The following is a 25,539-nucleotide window of genomic DNA, read 5'->3' on the forward strand; positions in this document are numbered from 1 at the left end:
CTCAGCGCCTTAGAAAAAATCATCTTGGAATGCCAAATCAATGGTTACCGCGTATTGGCTATAACGGGTTCTCATTTCCGCATTCTCAAGAACTAATGTGTATTGAGCGTTCCTGTCGAACTGAGAGCCAATAAGCTTTAACCTAGCTTCGCGAGTACGTTCATCCATCACTTTACTCACGCTATCAAAGTTAATCGTTTCACGACTGGAGACTTCATTACCTTGTGCATCGACGATATAGACATCCAACAACCGTGCGACGAAACGCTCGCCTACAGGGTCTGTCTGAATAAATCTGACCTTGTCGATATTGTTTACTAATTTGATGGGCTGAGTGGCTGCTACAACACCTACCGGTTGTTTCTCATGTTTTGCTGCTTGTTCTTTTTGTAGCTCTCGCACATGTAGTACCGGTACGCAGACTTCCTGTAGCATCGCTCCGCCATGCACAAACTTAGCACCACCAACGAAGTGGAAGCGTTGAGCCGCTTTTGGAAGCAGGAACTCGGTATCACTAGAGCCATGAGCCGTATCGTTAATTGAGCCTTTCCAACAGGCTTCATCTGAAGGCAAGTTATTACCAACGATATAACGTTTCTTGGCTTCTATCGCGCCAGCAGGTTTGGTTTTCAACGAGGTTTTGTCAGCCGCTACAAGTGCTTTTTGTTGGAAGAGGAAGCCATGGTCAGCAGTGATCACAACTCGGCTGCCGTTTAGACGGTTGATGACCCGCCCAACGAGGTCTTTTAGCTCTTCAATGGCACTACGACAGGCTTCAAACGTTTTCTCTTCAGTTGCTGCCTTATCACCAATCGCATCAATGGTATCGTGATAGATATAAACTACTTCTACGTCTCGAACCTTGTCACGCCCCTCCTGGTTACTCCAGCTCATCAGTTCCTTAGAACTCACTGCCATACCACCTACCTTCTGTAGGATGGAGGTACGATTCTCTAAACCCTGTGAAGAAATACCATCCACATAAACAGCCGTGCCTTGCTCTGGCTGGTAACTGAGCGCCTTATGAGGCAATAATGCCGCCATCCCAAGTTGGGTATAACTTGGCAAAACACCCAACTGCGTAGACACCTCAGCCTTAAATCGCTTCTCGTTGTTAATGATAGCGCCAAGCTCATTCGCAATTTCAAATCGCAGGGCATCAGAGATAATCACAAACACTCGTTTTGTCTGTTTCAGACTCAGTCGTGTGCGAACTTCTTTTTCATAGAAGTCATACTGGTGCGGTACGCCAGAAATCTGCCACTTTTCAAGTAATTTTTCATTGGCCAAGTGACGATCCCAGGCAAGGCCAAGCTCATATAAGTACCAGTTGGTATAAATGCTTTCGACTTCGTCGTCGAGCTGACGCAGTATGTCTGCACCTTTACTCAATACAGAGTGCACATGCTCATTGAACAAACGGTAAGCCTGGTCAAAACGATAAATGTCTGTGGTATAGGCGTCGTACATTGCTTTCGCGTTATCAAAGTGGAACCCGTCCACATAGCGATTTCGCAAGTGCATTAACTCTTCAGCGTTGCGGATAGCTTCATAAATTGCGAAGTATTCTTTGCGTGACAATGTCCAGTGGCTAGCAAGACGTCTTGATAAGACCGTATCAAACTGAACCCGGTCTAGCGCTTTACTGCTATCGAGCAAATCACGAACTAAACCACGGATTATGGCCTGTTCCACAGCCTCGAACGTTTCGCATTCGATAAGTTCAACCGGATGGTACTGGCCAGCACGAGTCGAAATTTCCAACTGTTGGCTAAGCACCTTAGAGATGCTTTCGTAGTAAGCGGCGAAAGAGCGGCTGTCGCGCCAGCTCACCATAAACGCCAAGGCTGTCGCCCGGCCTGATGCGCTTTTTAGAACATTGTTAAGCAACCAATCGCGTTCAACACCTTCAATTTGGCTCCAGAATTCAGTACAGAATAATTTCAACACGAAGTCTGGGAAGGTTGGCTCTTCGACTGTATAGCCAAAACCCTCACTCAGATATGCCCAGAGTGAGGTCTCAAGATCAAACTTTCCTAGCTGGCTCCATAAAGGTTGGCCAAGGCTTTCATCTTCGATATAAGCCGCATATTCGCGTAGTAACCCAAGCAAAATGTCCGACAAAGACGCAGAATCAGCTTTTACAACCACCGCCATCATCTTCCTGTCTAACGACAGTTCGTCTTCGTTCTCAGTCACCCACTTCTTTAAACCGGCTATGCGCTGTTTATTGGCAAAAAAGCTTTGGCGCTTACGAATGTGCGTGCGTAGCGCCATTTTCGGGATACCCAGCTCATTAAGCAGCATTGAGCTGTGATCAGCAAAAAACTGCTCGCTATACAAACGCACGTCTAGCAACCAATCGCGGTCAGGCTCTGGCTCAGCGCTTGGAAAATAGATAAGGAATTTAGCTTCACGCTCATCTACTTCAATGCGTTTTTTCACTGCCAATACGGACTCACTACCCATATTGAGGATGGTCAAATCATTTGGCAGTACTCTGGCAGTTATATCTGCTGCGCTATCGCCTACTTCTTTTGCAATAGATAGGGCGTTAGCTAAATGCTCAAGCTCTTCAGTAAAGCTTTGCTCTGGGTCGTACCAAAACACAATGCGGCTTTGTTCGAGCTTGGCAGCGACACCTTGTGCCAGTTCGCTAATCTGCATTAGTTAACCTCCGGGGCCGAACCGGTAATGGCCTTAACATCAGCCAACAGATCACCAAACTTGCCGTAATTCACTTTCACGCCATCATCCAGATCCAGTGAAATACGCATATCAGCGTAGTGTTTTAGCTTGTCATCAAACTCTCGTAGTTCGACCTGTTTCTTGATTAAGGCATCCAACTCTTTCTTGAAGCGGTTCGCTTCACTGGTCGAGTCTGCCGTTTCAATCTGCTTCTCAAGTTGCTCTGCATAAGCATCGTATTTGCCTAGTAACGGGGTGACATACTCGGTACGCATACGAGAAAGCGTGCCCTCGTTGTAACGGTGCAGGTAAACCAGGCACTCAAAAGCCTTCTGTTTACCTGAGCTAAACAGCCAATAAATAGGGCGTTTTTTGTAAGTCTTCAGGTGGTCTTTATAGAACTGAGTCGATAAATAGCGACGGATCGTCTCAAGAGCTGATTCTGATTTCTTGGGCTTTATGGCATTTAAGCACAGAGACTCTGCAACAAAATCGAGGTTTTCTTGTAAGTGTTCCTCACCCCAAACAACCTGAACAAACTCACGAAAACGGTTTGTGGCATCGTCTTTAAACCACTCATTGTCTGTCAAAGGAATAATGGCATCCTCATCAGGAATAAAACCACCATAGTTTTCAGAGTTGAGTTCATAGATTTCATTTCCCAGCATAAAACCAGGTTTGACTAATGAAAACCTCCCCATCATACAGCCAATTGAATAGCTAAAAAGCTCGACAACAATATCGGACACATATCGACTCTTTGAATCTTCTACATCCCCATACTTATAACTCATATTACAGTTTAAAGTTACATGTGAAGTATCCTCGCTGTAATTAGAATAATCACCGAGATATGCTTCCCGCACATTTCGGTTATTTTCTTCCTCAAGCTTCAAAATCTTATCAACCAAACTTGAAGCAACTTCAACTAATCTATCCGTTGCGTCACAAACCTTCAAACCATTCTGTTGAATAAGGTGATTAAATTCGAAATCAAAAGAACACTCATGCGAATCCCAGTCTTTTTTATGAATTCTAACAAGCTCATCAACAACCACTCTGGAAGTGGGTTTTAATTCTTTAAATGGTAGTGACTTAATGATTTTAGGCGTTACATTCAGCGTTGGGTTTAACATTGGAATAATATCGGCACAAATATCTGAATTTAGCCAAGCTAAAACATCTAGCAAACTATCAGTAGATTGGTTAAATAGCGCCAAGCCAGCTGAATCAAAACTCATGCCGACTGGATAATATCTAAACGAAGACCTTGTAGAGCTTATTTTGCTCCACCCGATCATTTCTCTACCATAGTAGTCTTTACCATCATGTCTAAAGCCTGAATATGCTTCCATCCTAGAAATATTCTTAGGTCCATACTTTAAAATAGAGTCGATGTTTCCGTACCACTTTCTAAGCTCGCCACCTTTGTTGTGAAGTAAATAGTAGCTATCGGACTTTGACTCTCCGATTTTACTTTTATAAACCTCCCACCAGTAAAATATACAGCTATCATTTTTACCAGTGCTAATTCCGGCTTTTACTTCAAAGTCATCTCCTATCGTATGATGGCCAAACATCGAAAGTGTTGATTCATTCACCCAGTAAGCTATGGGCGACATTGGAAGTCTAAAAAACTCATCCTGCTTTATATTTTCGTAAACATTTTCGCTAGCAAGAAGAGAGAGCCTCTTACTTTCCTCCACTCCATCAACCAATCTATGGAATTTAGTCAAGTAGCCTGGAATATTTGTATTGGAAATAATCCACGCACATGTTTGAACTACCTCACCAGATATTTGAGAGAATGCTCTTGGCCCCAAGTGAATAAGTGATCTTATTGTCCTTTTGCTTAAAACTGACTCACGCAAGCCCTCATAACTTGATATAAACATCCATGAATGCATATTTACTTGAGCATTTGAACCTTCACTTTTTATCAAATCAAAAGATCGTTCCATAAATAAGGAGAACATATCCGACTTTGATAGAGGGAATTTACTCTGTGCAAACTTTTTCAATTCAGTGTTCATTGATTGGGCTCCCATATAGGGAGGATTCGCAATTACAGCATCGTAACGAATTGATAAAACCAAAGCCTGATGAACAAATTCAGTCAATTGCTTCGCCGCAGGCTTTTGCATTGAGTCACCTGACTCTTGAAGCTCTACAAGCGTATTCAGTAGCTCTTTTAGCTGCTCATGCTCATCGCTTGCTACATCAATCAAAGAACCAAAGGTTTTGGCCTGAGTAAATCTTGCCAATGTTCGCTTCAGCAGTTGGTAGCGGTTGTCTGCATTGAACGAGCTTAAATCTTGCTCTTCGTCAGAGAACAGTCCTTGTGATGTGCCGCTTTGCCAACTTCCCGACAGATTGAGTGCTTTCCACAAGGTCGGCAGGTCAATATGGTTACTTTCCTGCAATGACAGTACATTGAGTCGCACATTACGGGTAAAAATACGCTTATCGTCATCTCTAGCCATCATCATCAACGCAAATCCAGATAGCTGTGCTGCACGATCATCTATGTCTAAGCCGTAGAGGTTGTTCTCCAGGATCATCTTTGGAATGTCACGAGAGCGGAAACCTCGTTCTTCATAGATGGCTTTAAGCACGTTGTAGGCTTCAATCAGTATGTGGCCAGAGCCACAAGCTGGGTCAAGTACTTTGATGGTTTCAGGTTCAATAGATTCAGGCGTAATAGCTTTTAGCTGTTGGTTAACTTCGTCAGATTGTTCAGCAGGCTCAATGTAATATTCCATCTGCGTTTTAATGGCAGAATCTGGATAGGTTTGCAGCCATTGACGACCGACTGAGTTTTGTACCAGGTACTTCACAATCCAGTTGGGTGTAAATAGCTGGGTGGCGGCAGGAATATCTTCACTCTTGACCACCTTACCCATTACCTGATCTTTCTTTTCAGAAATGTAAAACTGGTAAAGCCAACCAATCACTTCGACTTGTTGCCAGTCCTCTTCAGGAATGCTGTCTACCAATCCACGCAGTATTGAGTCGGTACGTGTTAGATTGTCTGGTAGAAGAAGCTCAGTTTCATCGTCCAAAGCGTCGAATAAAAAAGGCATCGCTTCATGAAGCTTATGGCACTGGCCCAACAGCAGTTCACGATAAAGCTCTTCGTCTTTGTTGCCCGCAAGCTTGAGTTCGATCATGCGAGCTCTATCTAACCCGAGTTCATCCGCAGCATCTTGCGCATGGTCGATAATTTCAAATCCTTTAGGATTGTCTGGATGAGACAAAATACGAAAACCGTGACCTAGATAGTCATGGATTTCCATGTAGCGAATAGCACACAGACGGTTGAACCAGGTATAAGCTACTTGTTCAATAAGTTGTGCATACCCCAGCTTCTGGCTTCTGGCCACTATGCGTTTTCTTGGCTCAGCAAGCTTACCGTCAAAACTGTTACCTACGATTTGAAGCACAGAACCTTGTAGATTCGCTTCTGCAATTTGTAGCTCGCCTTTTTTATTCGCGGTGATACCAAAGGTGTTTAATCGTTTAGCAACCGCATCCATAAATTCGCGGCGCGCTTTTGGTGCGTATTTTTTAATGTTGTTCGTATTCATATGATATTGCGCCTCTTATTCTGTCTCTACGCTGCTTGCGGGTTGTAATGCAGTTCTAATGCGGGCAAGCAGTGTTTCCTGACGCTCGCGGTAAAAGTCCATAAACTGGTTTAGTTGTTCAGGTAATGATGTTATGGCTTGCGATTGCAGATGTGCTTGTCTTGCATTCACATCAGGCCACTGCTGCGCATACCATTCATGGGGCATTTTTTGCCGCTTCTGGTTGTTGATTGTCCCTTCCAACAGTTGAAGGTTTGGCAGCTTGTTAGATGCCTCGATGAGTTCATCTAGCTGTTCAGCTGGGACACCAACTTTTGCAAGCTTGTTACGCGTAAACAACCCTTTGGGGTAAATGTGGTCCACATGAAAGTGTCGTGAAAAATCGAATCCTGGGAACAACAAAGTCAACAAGGCAAAGGTACGCGGATTACCATAATCCAACTGCGCTAGTTCACTAATTTCCTCTGGGTCAAAGCGCAACGATTTACCACGCTGTTGCATGGTCGCTTCAATTTTCGCTAGCGGGAAACCCGTATCACCCGATTGTTTAATGTCTGAGCGAAGCATAGTAAGCAGGGTATCCAAACCACTTCCCCAGATGCCTGACGCTTTCAACAACGACCTAATGAGCCAGTTTCTGATGCATTCTCTATCGACCGCATATTCAACCCTAGAAAGGTAGCTTGCGGTTAACTTTCGGTGGTGCAGGTAATAGGCCAACGGGAGGATGGCACTTGTTGCTCTGAGGTTTTGTGCATTAAAACCAAAACTTGCCAGCAACTGCATTGAGAGCAATAACGCATCACGAATTGGCGTCCAGTTCTTTTCGAGAATCGCCATGTTTTCCTTGTTAAAGTTCTCAACCTTAAAGCCCACGCTACCGATGTCAGAGAGCATTAAGCCTGCTTTTAAAACGAGATCTTTTGATACGTTGAATCCATCACCAACACGGTTCATCTCATCCACTAATGCATGAATTTCTTCACGGGCATCTAACGAGCTCCACTGCGCTACTGCTATTGAAAGTAGTAAGTCTGAGTAGGACAAGGTAGTACCGCCGCTATTCATGCGGATAAAGATATTCAGAACACGTTCAAGGCTCTGATCACTTTCTTCATAAAACGAAATCTTGTCTTTGTCATGGATGGTTCGATACAAGTGACGAAGAGTTGAGCGAGCCTCTTTGCGTTGCTCCGAGCTCAACCTAGCATCATCAGCAACTTCATCGATAAGTGCATCTTCTTCCTCTTCCATGATCCGGCCTACACGGAACCAGTATTGTTCAGATGCATCCAACGAGGCTTTATCGTCGGTTAGGAACTCAAAGTCATACATCGACCCAGTTTCTAAGTCGGGCTGGCTTAACAGATTTAAATGAAGCCTGCGCACAGGGAAGGCGTCATCATTGCTCCACCATTTACCTGTCAGCTTCCACGCAAATGAGCCGCGTAGGCCGATGTTCAAAGCAGTAATCCGCTGCTGTCCATCTAGGACGGCAATGAACTCACGTTCCGGTAACTGAGTGACATTTTCACAATGGTAGTTATCTCGCTCATGGTAATGCTGCATGAACTGATAAAACTGATAGCTATCCCGGTTCTCTGGTTTTATCTTCCAGAATAGAAAGGTCCCAAACGGGTAACCTTGCAACAGGCTATCAAATAGACGACAGATCTGTTCTGGTCGCCATACAAACTCTCGCTGGATGGCCGGTAACAGGTATTCCTGCTCAGCAACCTTGTCGAGTAATGATCTTATTGTTCCACCCGCTTGATACATAGCTATCCGTTGCCTCTTACTTAATTCTTACTCGGTCGCCAGCTTTGACCGCAGCAATTAGCTGCTCTCTTAAAGCGGCAAGATAGGCATCAACTTCGGCTTCACTTTCAATGAATCCGGTTGTTACTGACTTAGCCATGGCATCGGTTGGGTTAATCGTTACGGTACGTTTTGCAACCGGCTGTGGCTGCACTGGTTCAGGGGCTGGCTCAGGTGCTGGAGCTGCCTTACCGGCTTTTGCTGCTTCCTCTTCGCGTTTCTTCTGTTCGAGTTCACGACGTCTTTGCTCAGCTTCAGCTTTTTTGCGTTGATCTTCGATAAAGCCATTCAGCAACTCATAAGCTTCGTCCTCGTAACCTTCCGCTTCAGTTTGCTCACTGATAATTTGTGGTATTGAAGAGGTCGCTTCAATGCGCTGTCTGCACATTTGTAACGGGCGCAGTGCTTGGTTCTGTAGTTCAGACGGTGCATGAGCTTCAGCTAGCGCTTCTTTTACACGTCCGACGCGCAGATCAACACGCTCTAAGGCATGAGTGCGTTTTTCTTCAACCAATGTTGAGTTAACTTTTGCCACCTGCTCGATAAGCGGATTAATGTGGCGCAGCTGCTCATACGGTGAGGGCATATTGTAAATGCGTTCTAATTCAGTGAGCGCTTTTAATGCTTCACTGTCTTTTTCTAACGCAGGTCTATTGGCCTTAAACTTCTCGTTCAATGCGCCAGCAAGGGCTTGCCAAGTTTGAAATTGGCTATTGTAGAAGTCATCAAGATCTTCAAAGTCCTCAGCAAACTCTTCAAGGGCATCAGCGTCTTCTAAGAATCGGGCGATAAGGGCGAAGCTTGAAGTTTGCTCAAGAATACCCGCGACCAATGCAAGACCATCGTCAATTTGAGATTTACCTGGGAAATGGCCTGTCTGTGACTTGGTTCTGAATGATTTAAGCTCTTCATTCCAAGCCAGTAATTCATCGCGCACTAATTCGTAGAGCTCCTTTTCACCAGAGCCGGTAAAGGTTTTTGAAAAGATCTCTTTAACAAGACCAGCAGCCTTTTTAATTTGGCGCTCGTCATGTTGCCTGATCTTATGTACACGGATCTCGCCGCGTTTACGCACACTGGTAAACGGCTCGTAAGCTTTTTTCAACGCCAGATCTGTGCCTTGGGTACTAAAAGATACCTTTCCAGCCAAGCCCAGCCTTGCAGTGAGCAATAAGATTTCATTGTCTGGCCAGCCATATGGGCGCTTGCCGAAGCGGGCAACGATGTCACGTAAGTAAACAGGCTCATTACGCTCGACTTTTAGCGTTACGTACTGCTCAACCTCACGCGTAGCTTCTGGGTTACATTCATCCGCTTGAAGATCCAGTCCAATCTGAGCAATATCATCAGCAACAAGTACGGCCTGTAGCTCACGCAAAACTTCACCAGGTGTCGCCTTGAGCATGTTCAATTTAGCGAATGTGTTTTCGATAACGTATTTGTATGCTTCTTCGACGATGGCACTTGGCGTTGCTGATTTCTTCGGTAGTTTTGTGCCGATAGCGTAAACGTCAGCCTCTGCAAACAAAGCTTCAAAATCCGTTCTTAAGCGCTTTTCACGCTCAATATTTTCCATCTGCTTTTCGCGGAGAAGGTGTTCTTGCTCTGGTCGCTGTCCTGAATTTTGTTTTAAGAATCGGTCAGTTTTTATAAAGGTTGTCAGGTCATCCCAAAGACGCTTATGTTCGCCCAGCTTGACGAGCACGCACCCGTCAGCCTCAAGCGTATGATTGATGCACGCTTGATCGTGGGAGTAATTTTCAAAGTGCGAATCCAAAGGTGAAATGACTTTAATGACTAGGTCTTCCAGCGTGGTGCCATCTTTTGGATGACCATTGCAAAAACGGCTCACCGCAAAGTCTTGCTTATTAATCGGGTAACGATAGGCACGATTACCTTTCAAAATACCGTCAAATACGATTGCTGAAAGCTTGTTAGAGACCTCTGACATTTCAACGTCAGTGTGGCGGATCTCGTTTTCGATCTCTTTTTCTTCGTTGGTCAGGAAGATAAACTCATCACCATTACGCGCAATCAGCAATTGGCGTTCAAGACGATTCAAGCTCTCTTCAATTTGTTTACGCAGCGCAATTTTATCTGCATCGATTCGATCAATTGACAGCGTCACAAGGTTGTCTAGTGTGCTTTTGACAACGTCCACATAACGGATCAAGAAAAGAGTTTTTAGAATCTTGCCATCGAATTCTGTTAAGGAATCCAACTCACAGGCTTGGTCAATCGTTCGCTTAACAGCTGGCTCCAAAAAGCTTTCAATCGGTGCATAGAAACTGTAAAACGGGATTAAGACATCAAGGCCAGAGTCCTTCATCTGTTTTGCAGCTGATTGGAAAGCATCAAGTAATGAACGCTCACCCATGGCTAAGTGCTTACCCGTCGCGCCTTTGGTTCGAATTGACTCAAACACTTTTTGAACCAGCGTGTAGTGGTAAGGCACAAACGGATAGTTGTCCACGAAAGACGGAGCGTCGGTGTAGCCCTTTAGAGACGCGGTTGTCGTTTTATCAAATGTCAGCTGATTACGAAGAATGTCGCCCTTTTCAGCAAAGACATCGATGAGGTGTGTACGAGCTTCTTCCGTTTTGGACAACAAACGCTTTTGAATAACTTCCGAGGTATTCGAGCTCGACAGCTGTAAGCGGGTACTAAAACGCCCTTGAATTTTAGAGAAGTCCTCGCCATCGCGCTTATCCATACCACCAATGGCAGCATCAATGTCTGCCTGAGAGGTAACAACGACCCAAGCTCTGCCACCACAATATGTGCCAAGATCTTCAGTAATGGTCTGAAGCTTCAACATCATTTGTGTGTTCTTACCGATAAACTGACCGACCTCATCGACTAAGAAAAGAAGGTTACGATCCCCAGTTCGATCTAAGTATTCATTTACCCACTTACAGAAGTTTCGGATATCTAGCGGGAAATTGTTTTCAACCTGCTCAACCCACGCTTTGGCAGACTCTAATGATTGCTCACTGGCATGAGCGAGTGCTTCTGAAAGTTCGTCTCGATAGAAGTCATAGGCGTCACGCTCCTTTTCCCAGGTTGATTGAGTCAACTCAGCAAATTTGTCCTTGAAAGACATGTATTGATTACGCTTATCAAGCTCGCGTTCTAAGTGCGCAATATGAGGAAAATCAGCGCAGTATCCTACACGCTCATTAAAGACTTTGAGGAAGACCTTAAGAATGGCATTTTCTCGGTCATCCGTATTGGCTCGTGAATCGATGTTAAAAAGAATAACGTCTGTATCTTTGGTAACAGCGTTTTGGATATCGGCCAACAGCATGGCATCGTTGATTTTGTCTTTAAAAAACTCAAATGCTTGGCGGCCTTGGCCATCCTTTTCGACAGATTTATTTTCGAGGAGGTAAGACAAAATTTTCAGGAAGTGAGACTTACCCGAACCAAAGAAGCCAGAGATCCACACACCAATTTTACCTGACATTGATGCACCACTTTGCGTCACAGATGGAACGTAAGCCTCAAAGAAAGCGCGAAAATGTCGATCTAGCTCTCGGGTTACAACATACTCATCAAGTTCGACATACACACTGTCATTGTCTTTCTGTTCCGCTTTAACAACGCCGTTAATATCACGCGTCAACTTCTTGGAAAAAATCTGTTCAATTTTCATTCGGGAGGCTCCCTGCTCTTAATTTTTTTTACCGTCTTCAGGCACAAGCTTGAAGGCGCGATAGTAGTTTTTAGATTCGATCATGCCGAAAGGATGCAAATCCCTTCCGCTATATTCACCCGGATAGAAAAGCACTAATGGCGTGCTACCCATAACGTCTTGCAGAGCACTAAGTAACTCATGTCCTCGGACAAGAGGCCACGCACTGCCTAAGCCTGACAGCAACACAAACTCAAGTTCTGATGGCTTATATTTGTCCGCGATATACCTTGCCACTTTCTCTTGGCTCAGAGGCCCGGCTAGTGTTTTTCGAAGGCCGTCAACACCGACTTGCAATTCACGCTGGCAAGCTCGGTCGAAAAGGCCTCGCTCCTCAAGCATATCTATCAAGACTTCAAAAATATTGAGATGGACAAAGCGGTAACCACGCTTGTTGAGTTTTTCGTCAACGTGCTTAAGGTGCTCTCGTACAAGCAGTTCATACTTGGCTGGATAGTCAAATACCCAAAATCCAATTTCATTGCCCAAGCCATCGTTTTTCAAAAACTTAGGGCTTTCAATTCGTTCCAATATCAGATCAAGCCTGGTCTGAAGAGCCTTCATATTGTGCACTCCATTACCTCAATCAAATCTTCCCTGCCCAGACGAACTAACCAGTCTTTAACTTCTGGCATTAGGTAAACAGGTTGTATTTTCTTTGTCCTGCTATCACTCAGGTAGCCACTATCAACCAGTGCCTTAATTGCGTTGTTACCCATTTTTTTGACAGTTGAGTCAGAAAAACCGCCAAGCTCGGCATATGCCCGCACTCTCGTGTCATAAAACTCAGACCATGCATCAGCGGTTAAAGAGGGTTTATAGGTGCGACGAGCTTCGGCTAAGGTAAGTCGCATAAAATCAGCGACAACCGGAGAATGAATGAGTAATGACATCATCAGCATTTGGACATAGGCACGTTCACTCGCGGCTAAAAGATCAGTCATAAACTCATCACCCAGGCCTTCAACACGCCAACGGATTGTTCTGGCATAACGAATAGCCGTCTGACCGGATTTTTTCTGAAGAACATTTTGCTCAACGATCAGCGACTTCCACTCATCTTCTGGGAGTTTTTTCAGTAGCGATTCTGCGATTATTCTAGATTCAGTTATCAATAAACTGCCTCCGATAAGATCGCCTAAATATTCTTTTATATTCATAAATTCATCTCACGATTCGCTATATCCAGGAGCGAGTGCAGCATTGTCAACGCCGTATAGTGCTTCTGGATTTTTAAGTGCTAAATGGAACTCTCGCCCATTGCTCTTACTATTCTTTGAACAATCGATATTCCATAAACGCAGTAAATATCCAGCGAACGCAGCTCTTATCTCTACACGCAACCTATTGTTTTCCATTGCGTAGTCCATCGATACAGCTTCTGGATGTGCTAGTTTTGGATGAGGTATCAGCTCTAGTTCAACGATTCGGTTCCATTGCTTATCCCACTGAAGAGTCTCAACTTCGTCGTTAACCTCATCCTCTAACAACTCAACTTCACTTATTCTGGTTAAAACAAAATCCCTAAATTCTCTATGCTTTCTATCGAATGCTCGGACATGCCATCTCAAGCCATTGTCAATCAAGGTATGAGGAACTATTTGCCTGCTCCCATGACCACTCGACAATGAGGTGTACTCAATATTAATCACAGCGCGCTTATGTATGGCTTCACTAATAGCCGCTACCACTTCCAATTTCGGCTTATTGAGATGAAATGGTGCTTCACAGGCCATAGGTGGCCTGACCTTGCCTAGAAAGCCATCACCGAACCCTTGGCTTATCGTCGCAAGAGTTCGAACAACGTCATAATCAAACAACGGCCGGAATGCGCTCGTCTTCAAGTGCACTCTGCGCTTTTCGTCATACATAACGTTGTTAGGAGCCAACTCTTTGTACCGCGCAAAATCTTGTGTTGCCACAGACGGCGCTACGCTAAAGCGCTCGGTTAAATAACTACGCCCAGCTTCACCTTTAAATAACAAAGTGAAATCAATATGAGCGAGTCGTTCTCTCTGTGCTTGGCTAAGCTCTTCAAGTCCAGTGTTGTCTTGCACTGTCAGCCTCTCAATCCATCTGGGACAAGCCCTAATCATTTAAAACTAGGAAGCCATCGATTGAATGCCATCAAGCAACCTACTTTTTTTCATTAGGTCTCATAGTATCAACAAGTCGTCTTGTTGGCTATAAAAATTGGCTTGACATTGTTCGAATGTTTCTTTTCTGGCCTTGATAGAAGCTCACGCTGGAATGCCAACTGACGCAATTCATTCTCTCGAACACGCCTAGCAACTTCTGCCTGGGCTGGTAGCAATGGCAGCATCCCTTCAGCAATCGCGTCTGGGGCAGACTCTTGGCCACAGGAAATCAAGTGCTTCCATGGATCTTTAAGAAAGCGCTCGAACGTGATGCCAAATTCAATGATGCGGGCAGAGACGAAGATTTCGCCCCAGTATTCAATGTAGGTGTCTTGGTACATGGAAAGATTCCTCTTATTGGTTAAACCATGAGTTCACTTTCCATTTTCCAGAGGTTTTCAAATATGCAAGGGGCTATGACAAAGCTTTAAATCGATTGCGGGCATCTTTGTAGTCATAGTGGGCATGTTCTGAGCCACGATGATACAAATCATCCAGGTAAGTTTGTTCCTGCGGCAACTCGTCTTCGCTGATTTCGCGCCACCAATGTTTGTTGGCACCTTTAACACCGTCATGCCAGCGGTAACCACGCTCTTTTAAATAGTCCTTTACGTCAAACGGCGCACCAAACGCACGAACTAACACAGTTCGCCTGCCTGCTTCAGACAACAAGTTTGCAACGGACTCGGGCAACAAATGAAACAACCAGGCCATCGCCAAACAATCGGTTGCAGCTCGGTGTCCTTCATAGAACCAACCTAAGCGAAGCAGCAGGTACTCAAGCTTTCGACTTTCAAAACCCAGCGCCTTCCAATCTATTCCACTGGCTGAACAGGCCCAAGATAGATGGCCTAGTGCGGCAAACCGCTTTTCGAAGAAAGGACGATCAAATTGAGCATTGTGTGCGACCACCAGCGGATCATCGGATAACCAACTCTCTACCAGTGCATCATCAATGCGCTGGCCTTGAACCATATCATCGGTAATACCGGTTAACTCGGTAATCAGCTCGGGGATTGGCTTGCCGGGATCTTCATACAGGCTGATCACATCAACAATCGACACAATCCGCTGAGCAGAGGGGCTGTAAAGCACCTTAACCATACCAAGCTCAATAATGGACTCATCATCGGAAGACAGTCCGGTTGTCTCTGTATCGAGCAGCACCATTGGCTGTTCATCACCGACCATAGGAGAAAGTTCAAGTGGCCAAGTCTGCGGCTCACGCGTTAATGGAATGCGCTCCAGCAATCTAAAATCTTCTGGTCTTTCTGGGATATCCGCGAGGCGATCTAGCGGAAATGGCGCAGGGGCTCTTGTCATTGATGGTTCCTCTTCACTTCTATTGTTCGCTTTAGGTGATTTCACTGTGCCACAGGTTTTTCTAAATGCACCTTGGATACCTAAGCGTTTTTTTAATCTTTCTACTGGGTGAACCCATGTATGAAGGCTTTGGCTAAGCCTTTCAGAAAGCCTTAGCTAAACCGTTTAGGTAACCCTTACCGATACCCTTTACGTATGGCTTAGCCAACCCCTTTTCAAACGGTTGCAAAAGGCTTGAACTGAGTTCGACTGAGCATTTTAATGGTGCTCCTAACTTCGCTTTAAGCCAGTAAATTCAATACGAAGCAGAATTTTACTAACTGTTTTTAAACCCTTTGCAAAGGGTTCAACAAGCCTTGTCTGACGGTTACTTGACCCATGCGTCAACCAGTAGCAGTAACAGGATCAGTAACAGAAACAAGAGCAGTAGGCAGAAGCAGTATTGTCCAAGCCTTGCAGGCTTTGACGAGGGCGAGCAAACCCACATCTAGTTTTTCAACACAAAAAAATCACCGACAACACAGCGTCTTACTCGAACGACTACAGTTTTACCTACAATTTTACTTGTAGAAATCAGCATAGCATTAGATACTGTATATACAAACAGTATTAATTGTGATTTTTCGAGGTTCGTCATGAGTGTCTCGCTGATAGGCCGTAGCGGCGCACTTGCCTTCATCAAAGCCAAGCGCCTTCGTATTCCATTGTTTATGGAACGTGTTTCTGCTGGTTTTCCCTCACCAGCGCAGGATTATGTTGAGCAAACGCTCGACCTCAACGAGCTGTGCATCAAGCGACCGGCTGCAACGTTCTTTGTGCGTGTTGAAGGTGATTCAATGATTGATGCCGGGATTCACCCAGATGATATTTTGGTGGTTGATCGCTCTGTCCAAGCCGAACACGGTGACATTGTCATCGCGGGTATCCATGGTGAACTCACGGTAAAGGAGCTTCAACTAAGGCCGTGCGTCAAGCTGATCCCAAGAAACCCGGCGTATGAGCCCATCCATATTCCTGAAGGAACAGAGTTGGAGATATTTGGTGTGGTCACCAATGTGGTGCGAAACATGCGCCGTAAGTCGTGACTATCCCATGCCTGTATTTGCCTTGGTGGACTGCAACAACTTTTACGCCAGTTGTGAGAAGCTGTTTCGTCCTGATTTAAAAGATACGCCGGTTGTGGTGCTGTCCAATAACGACGGCTGCGTGGTTGCACGATCACGTGAAGCTAAGTTACTCGGTATTAAAATGGGCGTACCCGTCTTTCAGATCAAAGCTGAAATGCAGCGCCATGGCATTCTGGCATTCTCGTCTAACTATGCGCTGTATGCGGATTTAAGCAGTCGAGTGATGCGCACTTTGGAGGAGATGGCACCACGAGTAGAGGTTTACTCCATTGACGAAGCGTTTTTGGACTTAACCGGTATTGAGTCTGCCATATCTCTTGTCGAGTTCGGACAACAATTGCGAGAGCGCATAGGCCACTGGATTGGGATCACCGTCTGTGTAGGCATTGCACCGACAAAAACACTCGCCAAACTGGCAAACCATGCCGCCAAAAAGTATCCAGCCACTCAGGGCGTTGTAGACCTGACCAATCCAGATCGGCAACGTCGATTGCTCGCATTAGTCCCGGTTGATGATGTTTGGGGCGTTGGTAGACGGCTTTCTAAGCGTTTAAATGCGTTGGGTATCACCACAGCCTTAGACCTAGCCAATGCCTCTCCTAGAGCCATCAGAGACCAGTTTTCGGTGGTTTTAGAAAGAACCGTCAGAGAGCTCAATGGTGAGTCGTGCATTGAACTTGAAGAGATCCCGCCAACCAAGAAGCAAATCGTCTGTAGCCGTTCATTTGGCGCAAAAGTAACGCAATTTGAATTGTTACGTGAGGCCGTATGTGAATACGCAACCCGCGCCACTGAGAAACTACGCAAAGAACAGCAGCAAGCCAAAGTGCTGACCGTGTTTATACGTACCAGCCCCTTTAAGGACAACGAGCCGCAATACAGCAACTCCGCATCGGGCGAGTTGTTGATACCCAGTTGCGACACGCGGGATTTTATAGAGCTGGCCAGTCACTTACTCAAGCGGATATGGAAGGATGGTTTTCGTTATGCCAAAGCGGGTGTCATGCTGTCTGACTTTTACGATCCTGGCATGTTTCAACCAGGACTATTCGATGACGTATCGACCCGCTCCAATAGCCAACAGTTAATGTCTGTATTGGACACCATTAATCAAAGCGGTGCCGGAAAGGTTTTCTTTGCTGGACAAGGTACGAAGAAAGATTGGTCGATGAAGCGAGAGCATTTGTCTCCCGCCTACACAACACGCTGGGACCAGTTGCCGCGAGTGAAGTAGCGCAGTTAACTCAATAGGCATTGACTCTGCGACGTAGCATGTTGAGCTTATCAACCTGGCGTCGAACATCACTGAAGAATTCTTCTTTCTCCATGGCCAGCGCTAACTCCCATTCTTTGGCTAGACCTTGGCAGTCCAAAAATGAGTATCTCAGCTTCGTCTTTGAAATACGCAGTCCCTTGCTAAAGACCACGCGCTTGCCTCGTTGACCGTGAAAGCTGTTGATGTACCACTCTATGCCAAAGCCATACTTAAAGTCTCTGATACGGACACCAAGCAGGCCCCAGTCTTTAAAGGGCTCATTCTCTCGAACCTTGTAATGGGTAACCCAAAAGTCATCAACTTCAGCTCGTGCCAGCGCTTTTAGCCTGTCCGTTTCTTGCTGAAGTAAATCTGATACCTCTGCTTTCCATTGTTCATTGACGATTTCTACCAAACCAATTTCCCCATCCAATTAACCCCAAAAGCCAAAACCACTATCCGTTTGGCTTTTGGCTCGAAACGCCAAACGTAAAACTGCCGTAACAATCACTGTTTGGCGTCTCGATATAAATCAACTCGCGCAATCCCATACCTGACAAGGGATACAGCCCGATTTCACTTAAAAACGCCTAAAAAGACGTATCGTCATGAAGATACAAACCGTTTGGCGAGTTCAGGCCAGAATGCAAACGACGTTTGGCGTCTCGATTTTTTTAGCTCAGTCATCCGCCGCCAAACAGAGCCTATTCTCATACTTTTGCGAAAATGCAATAGGCAGATAGATGAAAGGATTTGTCACCTTTCTGCCCACCGCCAGTGCACCGAATCCTGATAATGACATTTGAGTGAACCGCTAGAGCACTTGGACATTCCCAAGCGTGACCAGTGCGGTTGATTGAAAACCGTTAGAGCACTTTGAGTGCACAGGAGATAAGTATGTTTGTACTAGGCGTAGATATCGGTTACTCAAACCTGAAGCTGGCAATTGGCCAATCAGGCAGTGAACCGAAAACTATTATTCTGCCTGCGGGCGCCGGTCCTGCGGATCGTATGCCGGAGCGTATCGGTGGAGGCGATGATGAAACTTGTTTGTATGTGTCTGTCGATAATGAGCGTTGGGCCGCTGGTGTGCCTGCTGGACGCCTTCAAGGCTGGGAACGAGAGCTTCACCCGGAATATCCGACCACAAAAACCTATAAGGCGCTTTTTCATGCCGCCTTGTTAATGGCTGAAACTGAGTCCATCGATTTGGTTGTCACTGGATTACCGGTTTCCCAGTTTCATGAACCACAACGTAAGTCTGACCTTGTGAAGCGTTTAAAAGGTGTCCATCAAGTGACGCCTAAGCGCAGCATCACCGTTCATGATGTCAAAGTGCTGCCGCAGCCTGCCGGTGCCTATATGGATCTGGTTCAAACAGGTGGAGATTTGGGCTTGATTGAAGAAGGTCGCGTCGTCGTCATAGACCCCGGCTTCTTTTCTGTTGATTGGGTTGCCCTTGAAGCCGGAGAAATTCGCTACAGCTCTTCAGGAACCAGCCTTCAGGCAATGTCCGTGCTACTGGAAACCATTGATAAGCTGATTTCAGAAGATCACGGTGCCAAAGTAGGAATGGATCGACTTGAAAAAGCCATGAGAACAGGCGACTTGCAGGTCCTGCTATTTGGAGAAAAAGTCGATATTTCACCTTACCTGAATGCTGCCATGAAAAAGGTTGCGCCTGTTGCTCTTACAGCCATGCGCCAATCTATGCGTGACGAAAGCATCAATGCGGATTTGGTATTGATCGCCGGAGGTGGAGCTTTGGCTTATAAGGAAGCGGCCAAGGAGATTTTTTCACGAAGCAAGATCATCGTGCCTGAGCAGTCTGTTTTGGCGAACGTCCGAGGCTTCTGGTTTTATGGGGCATGATCATGAGAGTTGTCGTCAACATTCCCCCAGGGAGCCACCCAGAACTACTCAAAGAATTGGAAAAGACGCCACCACGGGAACGTGCTGAGCGTCTGCGGATGCTGGCCACCTTTGGGTTAATTCAAATGAGCCAACCCAATCTATCCACGACATCTGCACCGGTGGATGCCCATGCACCAGATGGTGAAGTGACTTCTATGAGTACAGCGCCAGAACCCAAAGCAGAATCACGTAAACAATCTTTAAAATCAAAACTAGGGCTGGGCTTATAACATGGCGTTATCAGTTAGCTGGCTCGATGCCAGGTTAAATAAAGAAGCAAAAGAAACCGTAGTAAAAGCCGACCGAGACGGGCTAAGTGCTCGGGTATCGCCCAAGGGCAAAATTGTTTTTCAGTTTCGTTATCGTTTCGATGGCAAGCAACAGCGGGTAGACATAGGTACTTACCCACTAATGAAGCTTGCTGAAGCCAGGAATGAGCTGGATAGGTTAAGGGCAGTACTTGATCAGGGCAGAAATCCCAAGCTCTACCTTCAGCAGGAACGGGCCAAGTATTCTGCCAACCAAAGCTTCGAATCGATTTTTCGAGACTGGATAGACTCTGCCGGTAAGCAAGGGCTAAAGGAGAAAACGTGGCACTACCAAAAACGCAGCAGTGAAATATATTTGCTGCCCCGACTTGGCAAGTACCCATTAACTGACATCAATGAATTGTCCTTGCGAAACTGTCTTCGTGAGGTTTCGGAGTCGTCCCCTTCAAACACAGAGCGCCTAGTGTCTGTACTGCATAAGTTCTATGACTGGCTGATTGATGAACAAATTTTGGAAATTAACGCTGCCGCAGGGATCACAGCAAAGAAAGTCGGTGGTAAGAAAGGTAAACGAACTCGGGTGCTAAACGATAACGAGATCAGGATACTTTGGCGCTATTTGCACGAGTCAAAAATTACTGAGAAGAACCGCATCTACATTAAATTGCTTCTGCTATTGGGCGGTCGCAAGGGAGAACTCATTCAAGCTGAAAAGCATCACTTTGACTTGCAATCTGCAATGTGGACAGTGCCTATAGAGATCCGCAAACAAGGTGAGAAAATTGGAGCGCCAATCATGCGGCCATTGATTAAACCTGCTATAGAGCTGATTGAACTGGCGATGCAGATGAGTAAATCAACTTACCTGTTTCCCGCGAACGGACAAGATGAGCTTGCCACAAATGGCTTTGATACCACTATTCCTAACAATGTGAAAATCTGGGCTCGCAGGTCGCTTAGTATTGAGATGGAACATTGGTCTATGCATGATCTTCGCAGAACGATGCGAACGCGTATGTCGGCCATCACGACGCAAGAAGTTGCCGAGTTGATGATTGGCCACAGCAAAAAAGGATTGGATGCTATCTACAACCAATATCAGTACCTGGATGAAATGCGTCATGCTTACGACGTTTGGTATCAACAGCTAGAGACCATCATCGAGCCGACAGGCTTTCCATTCAACTGGCGTTTCGGACAATAAAATAAAAGAAAGAGGCTCAGTCCTCTTTCTTCTCATACTCCTCCAAATCTTCAATGTGCCACAGCTTGTTTCGTGTATTTCGGTTGATACGAGGTTGCGGCAAGCTGCCATCTTTTATTCTTCGCCAGAGCGTCGTATAGCTAATGTGGTAACGAGCCATAACTTCGTAAGATGTTAGAAAAGGGGTTAATTGGTGCGCTACTGCTGTCATCTGCTTTCTCCTGAAAATCAATGTAAAGCTATCATCGCCTGATTCATCAATTGTTGATGGTCAGAAAGATGCATGATTTGTTCAGAAGATCAGCCTTATCAAAACACAAATGTTGCTATTAGGTACTTTTCAGCTCAAACCTATGAATAACAAGGGCTACAAGGCGGTTTGTGTCATGAATAGCAATCAACACGCCTAACGAGAAAAATTTGTACACACTGTTTGTACACTCGCAACGATGACACACCAAAAACTACAATGACGAACCCTTTAAATTCATAAACTTATAAACAAAAAACTAGAGATGATCGCATTTATTCCGTTTTAGTAATGTCGAAACCAAAGTACCAAAAGCAGGAGGTACTTTCTTCATCAAACCCAATAACCACAAGGCCTACAGCCAGATTTGTGTCATGGAATTTTCACCAAAGGCCTCTAAAACGGAATTTGTACTCAAGTTTGTACACACTTTCCGAGGTTACGCTTGAACATCATTGAAAAGCAAAGAAACGAGAAAAAGACAAAAAGCCTTTAAATTCAGTACGTAGAGATGTGATTGTGGTGTGCAATGAAAGATAATTTTAAGCGTTGAAAGGCTGGGCGGCATCAGGGTGCGAGATGATCGCAAAGGTGCGTCGTTTATTAATTTCGGTAGTTAAATTAGACATGTAAGCTGCTTTTAGTCATAACAAAGCGCACTTAACTGCCTTATAAATTATAAAGCTCGGTGCGCACTGTAAAAATAAAATAGAATTGCCGAGTATTATACCTTGTTTGTCTTAGCCAAAAAAGCAGCGATTGTAAGTAATTATTCACCTTGGGTTAGGGATTTTCGTTGTTCACTTTTTTGCTAAGCTTGTGTAATCAAGTTGTAACGCATACTATGGATAAATTGCACGGAGGATATTAATTTAGGTCATGAAAACCAGTAAGCTCAGTATTCGATTATTATGGTATATCACCCCATTAGTGATTTTACCTTTGTTGTTTTTAGGTGGCTTTACGTTAACCAATGTGACCAATTCAACAAAAAAACAAGCTGAGCTGATTGTGAGTCGCTTTGTTGAACAACAACAACAGAAGATCTTCAACTACATCGACTCGTTTCATTCTATTACGCGTTTATTATCAACGTCTCCTGTACTTGCCGACTTTTTGTCTCGAGAGCCGGGCTCTAAAAATCAATATATCGAGCGACTTGGCGAACTAATGAATGTATTTGCCAGTTATTCAGAAGCTTACCCAGATATAATTAGTATTAATTATGTTGCCCCAGACGGCAGAAGTGATGCTTTTTATTCAAGCCAATTGACTCCAGCGCCAAAGAGCTACCCGTTTTTCAAACAAGTACTCAAATCAAACCTGCGTCAACAGCAATTTATGATCCCCAAAGAAGACGGTTCGACCAGCCTCTATTTTGTGCATCCAATTTATAACATTGATTACTACCTAAAACAGCCTCAGCAGCTTGGCTTTATTGTGGTACATGTTGAGCCATCTATTTTAAACGCCAGTATTTTAGAAGCCCCATTTAATAACACCCTAAATTTATTCTTAACGACTAAAGGGCAAATTTTATTTAGCTCTGATTATGACCTGCGCGGCAACTACTTAAGTGAATATGAGCTCGAGCAAATAAAGAGATTAGCTGATTACGGAAAACTGGCCGATATTGAATTATCAAGTATCGATAAAGAAGAGCGAATTATCTACGCTGTGCAAATGACGGACGGCGACTATTTGGTTTCAACAACTCCCAAAGATTTACTCTATCAGTCAGGTAAAGCAATTAGCTTAATAACTGCACTGATTGTAATTATTTCAGTGATCTCGTTACCAATTTTAATTTATATCGTTGTTCGTAATTTACTGTTAACCCCTGTCGAATTATTAGGTGCTGCGAGTCACCGAGTAGGTGATGGTGACTTATCGGTTTATTTACCTGCGCATACTAACGATGAAGTAGGTGTCTTATTTAACGATTTTAATCACATGGTAAATCAAATTCGTGACTACCAAGATGAACTCGAAGAGTACAAACACCACCTTGAAGAAAAAGTAGAAAGCCGAACTAAAGCGCTTGAAGCTATGAATAACAAACTTGAAGTGGCTATTGCCCAAGCTGAGCAAGCAAACCAATTAAAGAGCCGCTTTTTAGCAAATATGAGCCATGAAATTCGCACCCCACTTACCGCAATCATGGGTTTTACTGAGCAACTGCTACACAACAAAGATGCGGTGAATGATGAGCAGCATTTAAGTACAATTTTGCGAAACTCTAAACACCTTTTAGAGCTCATAAATAACATTCTCGATTTATCTAAAATTGAAGCAGAAAAACTGGCCGTCGAACGAAGCCCTTGCTCGGTTGTTCAATTAATTCATGATATTGATTCAATCATTCGCCCATTAGCGAATCAAAAGCAACTGCAGTTTAATATTAATTACAACTTACCAATTCCTCAAAGCATTAACATTGATACCACACGCTTAAAACAAATATTAATAAACATTGCTAGCAATGCAGTTAAATTTACTGAGCAAGGCTTTATCTCGCTTGATATTCACTATAACGATGAGCGACAGCTATTAGAATTTGTCATTGAAGATACCGGAATTGGTATGTCTGAGCGTGAAGTAGAACGAGTATTTAAACCGTTCGAACAAGCCGATGCCACAACAACTCGCCGATTTGGTGGAACGGGCCTAGGTTTATGTATTTCAAAGAACTTGGCCCAGCTATTAGGGGGTGATGTAAAGCTTGTCAGCGAGCTAGGTAAAGGTAGTAGCTTTACCGTGCAAGTGGCCTGTCATTTAAACCCTGAACAATTACAACGTAATGCGTTTATTCACAACTATGAACAACTGTCTCCGGGTTCAGATACACAATTATCCTTCGCAGAAAATAGTTTTGATGCTCATATTTTAGTGGCTGAGGATAATCCAGATAATCAATTATTGATAAAACTATTGCTACAAACTTGGGGGCTCGAGCCTGACATTGCGAAAAACGGCGCTGAAGCCGTAGAAATGGCTCTGGTTAATGACTATCAGTTGATTATCATGGATATGCAAATGCCAGTAATGGGTGGATTAGAAGCAACGCAAATGCTCCGTCATGCTGCATACGATGGCCCTATCATAGCCTTAACAGCAAACGTTATGAAAAATGACGTTGATACTTATTTAGAAGCTGGTTGCGATGAGGCGCTGGCTAAACCAATCGATAAACACGCTCTCGAGAAAGTACTAGTTAGCTACTTGAATATTGAAAAAGACAGTCAAAACAAGTGGGAAAACTTACTAAAAAGTGAGAAGTTCCAACAAATTAACGACAACTACCGTTCAAAACTACCTGATTACTTATCTCAAGTCGTGCAGTTATATCGTGCTAAAGAGTGGGAAGCACTCCGCTCATTGGCGCACAGCCTGAAAGGCAGTGCGGGGTGTTTTAGTTTTGAAAAAATCCACAAAACGGCAGGTCAACTAGAAACGGCATTGAGCACGAACCAAATGGCACAAGTTGCAGACTGTTATGAAGCACTCATTAGTGCTCTAAAAGAGGCCGCTTAACTAAAGCCTTAAAGTTAGCCCCATCAAAATAGCATCTTCATTACCTGTCGCAGTTGGGTAGTAATTTTTACGCACTGACATTGAGCTAAAGCCTGCACTCTCGTACAAACCAATTGCAGGTTTGTTTGATTCTCGCACTTCTAAAAATAAGTTCTCTGCTTGGTATTGCTCACCATGCTCAATAAATGCATTTAATAATTGTTTTGCAATACCCTGCCCTTGATACGCTGGCGCTACACAAATATCCATTAGAGTAAAGTCAGGCCCTGCTTGTTCACCGATGTAAAAGCCAAGCATTTCATCATCACTAAAGGCTGCAAGGTTAAAATAGCGACCAGCTAAACACGACAGCATGGTCTTTTCTGTCCACGGATGACTATGACAGGCATTTTCAATAGCCATTAACTGGCTAATATAGGTTGCATCTACAGGTTTAAAGCTTATCAAGTTGTTCACCAATTAAAGACCAAAGTTGTTTTTTCTGCTCAGCTGTGAGCTTCTCACTCGGCAAGGCTAAACAGCCATCCTGCCAGCTAATATTCTCAGCTTTTACTACCTGTGTGATCACTATTGGAGCAAACGCTTTTTCAAGATCTTGATGTAGCTGCAGTGGAAGTACTAAAGGTGCGTGTGCTGTTACAGTGACTTGTTCATCCTGAGTTTCAGGCACAGTTCGATAATGTTGTTTTAACTCGAGTGATTGTACAGAGAATATCGCAGCGTAACTTGGATTCATAA

The 25,539-nt window shown here is 44.5% G+C and carries 19 protein-coding genes; 6 read left to right on the forward strand and 13 right to left on the reverse strand.

Going from position 1 to position 25,539, the window contains the following annotated elements:
- Positions 1-9: 9 nt before the first annotated feature.
- The 9 genes from pglZ to QL229_RS00305 all read right to left on the reverse strand — a co-directional run bounded on the left by pglZ (position 10) and on the right by QL229_RS00305 (position 15,248).
- The gene (gene pglZ, locus QL229_RS00265; protein ID WP_281546386.1) at positions 10-2,667 is read right to left on the reverse strand and encodes a BREX-1 system phosphatase PglZ type A; all 2,658 of its coding nucleotides are present in this window, start codon (positions 2,665-2,667) and stop codon (positions 10-12) included.
- Positions 2,667-6,275, reverse strand: a complete 3,609-nt coding sequence (pglX, locus tag QL229_RS00270; RefSeq protein ID WP_281546387.1) for a BREX-1 system adenine-specific DNA-methyltransferase PglX — start codon at positions 6,273-6,275, stop codon at positions 2,667-2,669. Before pglX ends, pglZ begins: the two co-directional genes overlap by 1 nt.
- A 15-nt stretch (positions 6,276-6,290) precedes the next feature.
- The gene (locus QL229_RS00275) at positions 6,291-8,054 is read right to left on the reverse strand and encodes a DUF262 domain-containing protein (RefSeq protein WP_010129446.1); all 1,764 of its coding nucleotides are present in this window, start codon (positions 8,052-8,054) and stop codon (positions 6,291-6,293) included.
- Positions 8,055-8,070: 16 nt separating this feature from the next.
- Positions 8,071-11,748 (reverse strand): BREX system P-loop protein BrxC, encoded by a 3,678-nt coding sequence (gene brxC, locus QL229_RS00280; protein ID WP_281546388.1) that lies wholly within the window; start codon positions 11,746-11,748, stop codon positions 8,071-8,073.
- An 18-nt stretch (positions 11,749-11,766) separates the two neighbouring features.
- Positions 11,767-12,351 carry a DUF1788 domain-containing protein gene (locus tag QL229_RS00285; protein WP_000645939.1) on the reverse strand — a complete coding sequence of 195 codons (585 nt, stop codon included), beginning with the start codon at positions 12,349-12,351 and terminating at the stop codon, positions 11,767-11,769.
- Positions 12,348-12,947 carry a DUF1819 family protein gene (locus QL229_RS00290; RefSeq protein ID WP_001963840.1) on the reverse strand — a complete coding sequence of 200 codons (600 nt, stop codon included), beginning with the start codon at positions 12,945-12,947 and terminating at the stop codon, positions 12,348-12,350. Before QL229_RS00290 ends, QL229_RS00285 begins: the two co-directional genes overlap by 4 nt.
- Positions 12,948-12,956: 9 nt before the next feature.
- Positions 12,957-13,883, reverse strand: coding sequence for a WYL domain-containing protein (locus tag QL229_RS00295; RefSeq protein ID WP_281546389.1), 927 nt, complete (start codon positions 13,881-13,883; stop codon positions 12,957-12,959).
- A gap of 68 nt (positions 13,884-13,951) precedes the next feature.
- Positions 13,952-14,266 carry a hypothetical protein gene (locus tag QL229_RS00300; protein ID WP_281546390.1) on the reverse strand — a complete coding sequence of 105 codons (315 nt, stop codon included), beginning with the start codon at positions 14,264-14,266 and terminating at the stop codon, positions 13,952-13,954.
- A 73-nt stretch (positions 14,267-14,339) separates the two neighbouring features.
- Positions 14,340-15,248: a 3'-5' exonuclease gene (locus QL229_RS00305; RefSeq protein WP_281546391.1), complete on the reverse strand. Its 909-nt coding sequence runs from the start codon at positions 15,246-15,248 to the stop codon at positions 14,340-14,342.
- Positions 15,249-15,883: 635 nt separating this feature from the next.
- On the opposite strand from QL229_RS00305, the gene umuD reads away from it, so the two are divergent.
- On the forward strand, positions 15,884-16,333 hold the full coding sequence (umuD, locus tag QL229_RS00310; RefSeq protein WP_106651338.1) for a translesion error-prone DNA polymerase V autoproteolytic subunit: 450 nt from the start codon (positions 15,884-15,886) through the stop codon (positions 16,331-16,333).
- Between the two features lie 7 nt (positions 16,334-16,340).
- Positions 16,341-17,609 (forward strand): translesion error-prone DNA polymerase V subunit UmuC, encoded by a 1,269-nt coding sequence (gene umuC, locus QL229_RS00315; protein WP_281546392.1) that lies wholly within the window; start codon positions 16,341-16,343, stop codon positions 17,607-17,609.
- A 10-nt stretch (positions 17,610-17,619) separates the two neighbouring features.
- Here the strand turns inward: umuC and mobI are convergent, their stop codons facing one another.
- Positions 17,620-18,063, reverse strand: a complete 444-nt coding sequence (gene mobI, locus QL229_RS00320; protein ID WP_023584022.1) for a conjugative transfer protein MobI(A/C) — start codon at positions 18,061-18,063, stop codon at positions 17,620-17,622.
- 464 nt (positions 18,064-18,527) lie between these two features.
- Between mobI and QL229_RS00325 the strand changes: the two genes are divergently transcribed.
- The 3 genes from QL229_RS00325 (at position 18,528) to QL229_RS00335 (ending at position 21,017) form a co-directional block, all read left to right on the forward strand.
- Positions 18,528-19,502, forward strand: coding sequence for a ParM/StbA family protein (locus tag QL229_RS00325; RefSeq protein ID WP_008305551.1), 975 nt, complete (start codon positions 18,528-18,530; stop codon positions 19,500-19,502).
- Between the two features lie 125 nt (positions 19,503-19,627).
- Positions 19,628-19,774 carry a hypothetical protein gene (locus tag QL229_RS00330; protein WP_281546434.1) on the forward strand — a complete coding sequence of 49 codons (147 nt, stop codon included), beginning with the start codon at positions 19,628-19,630 and terminating at the stop codon, positions 19,772-19,774.
- Between the two features lies 1 nt (position 19,775).
- On the forward strand, positions 19,776-21,017 hold the full coding sequence (locus QL229_RS00335; RefSeq protein WP_281546393.1) for an integrase family protein: 1,242 nt from the start codon (positions 19,776-19,778) through the stop codon (positions 21,015-21,017).
- 16 nt (positions 21,018-21,033) lie between these two features.
- On the opposite strand, the gene QL229_RS20515 is transcribed toward QL229_RS00335, so the two are convergent.
- Entirely contained in the window at positions 21,034-21,228 is a 195-nt protein-coding gene (locus tag QL229_RS20515; protein WP_136249881.1) for a DNA-binding protein, read from the reverse strand.
- A 918-nt stretch (positions 21,229-22,146) separates the two neighbouring features.
- Here QL229_RS20515 and QL229_RS00340 point away from each other — a divergent pair.
- A complete protein-coding gene (locus QL229_RS00340) occupies positions 22,147-24,801 on the forward strand; it encodes a hybrid sensor histidine kinase/response regulator (protein ID WP_281546394.1) in 2,655 nt (884 codons plus the stop codon).
- Here QL229_RS00340 and rimI read toward each other — a convergent pair whose 3' ends face one another.
- Positions 24,802-25,248, reverse strand: a complete 447-nt coding sequence (rimI, locus tag QL229_RS00345) for a ribosomal protein S18-alanine N-acetyltransferase (protein WP_171040450.1) — start codon at positions 25,246-25,248, stop codon at positions 24,802-24,804. It abuts the gene before it with no gap.
- Positions 25,235-25,537 carry a hypothetical protein gene (locus QL229_RS00350; RefSeq protein WP_138558356.1) on the reverse strand — a complete coding sequence of 101 codons (303 nt, stop codon included), beginning with the start codon at positions 25,535-25,537 and terminating at the stop codon, positions 25,235-25,237. The genes rimI and QL229_RS00350 overlap by 14 nt, the downstream gene beginning before the upstream one ends.
- Positions 25,538-25,539: the final 2 nt, after the last annotated feature.

This window comes from Pseudoalteromonas sp. PAR1 (assembly GCF_947311895.1).
Classification (GTDB): domain Bacteria; phylum Pseudomonadota; class Gammaproteobacteria; order Enterobacterales; family Alteromonadaceae; genus Pseudoalteromonas; species Pseudoalteromonas lipolytica_C.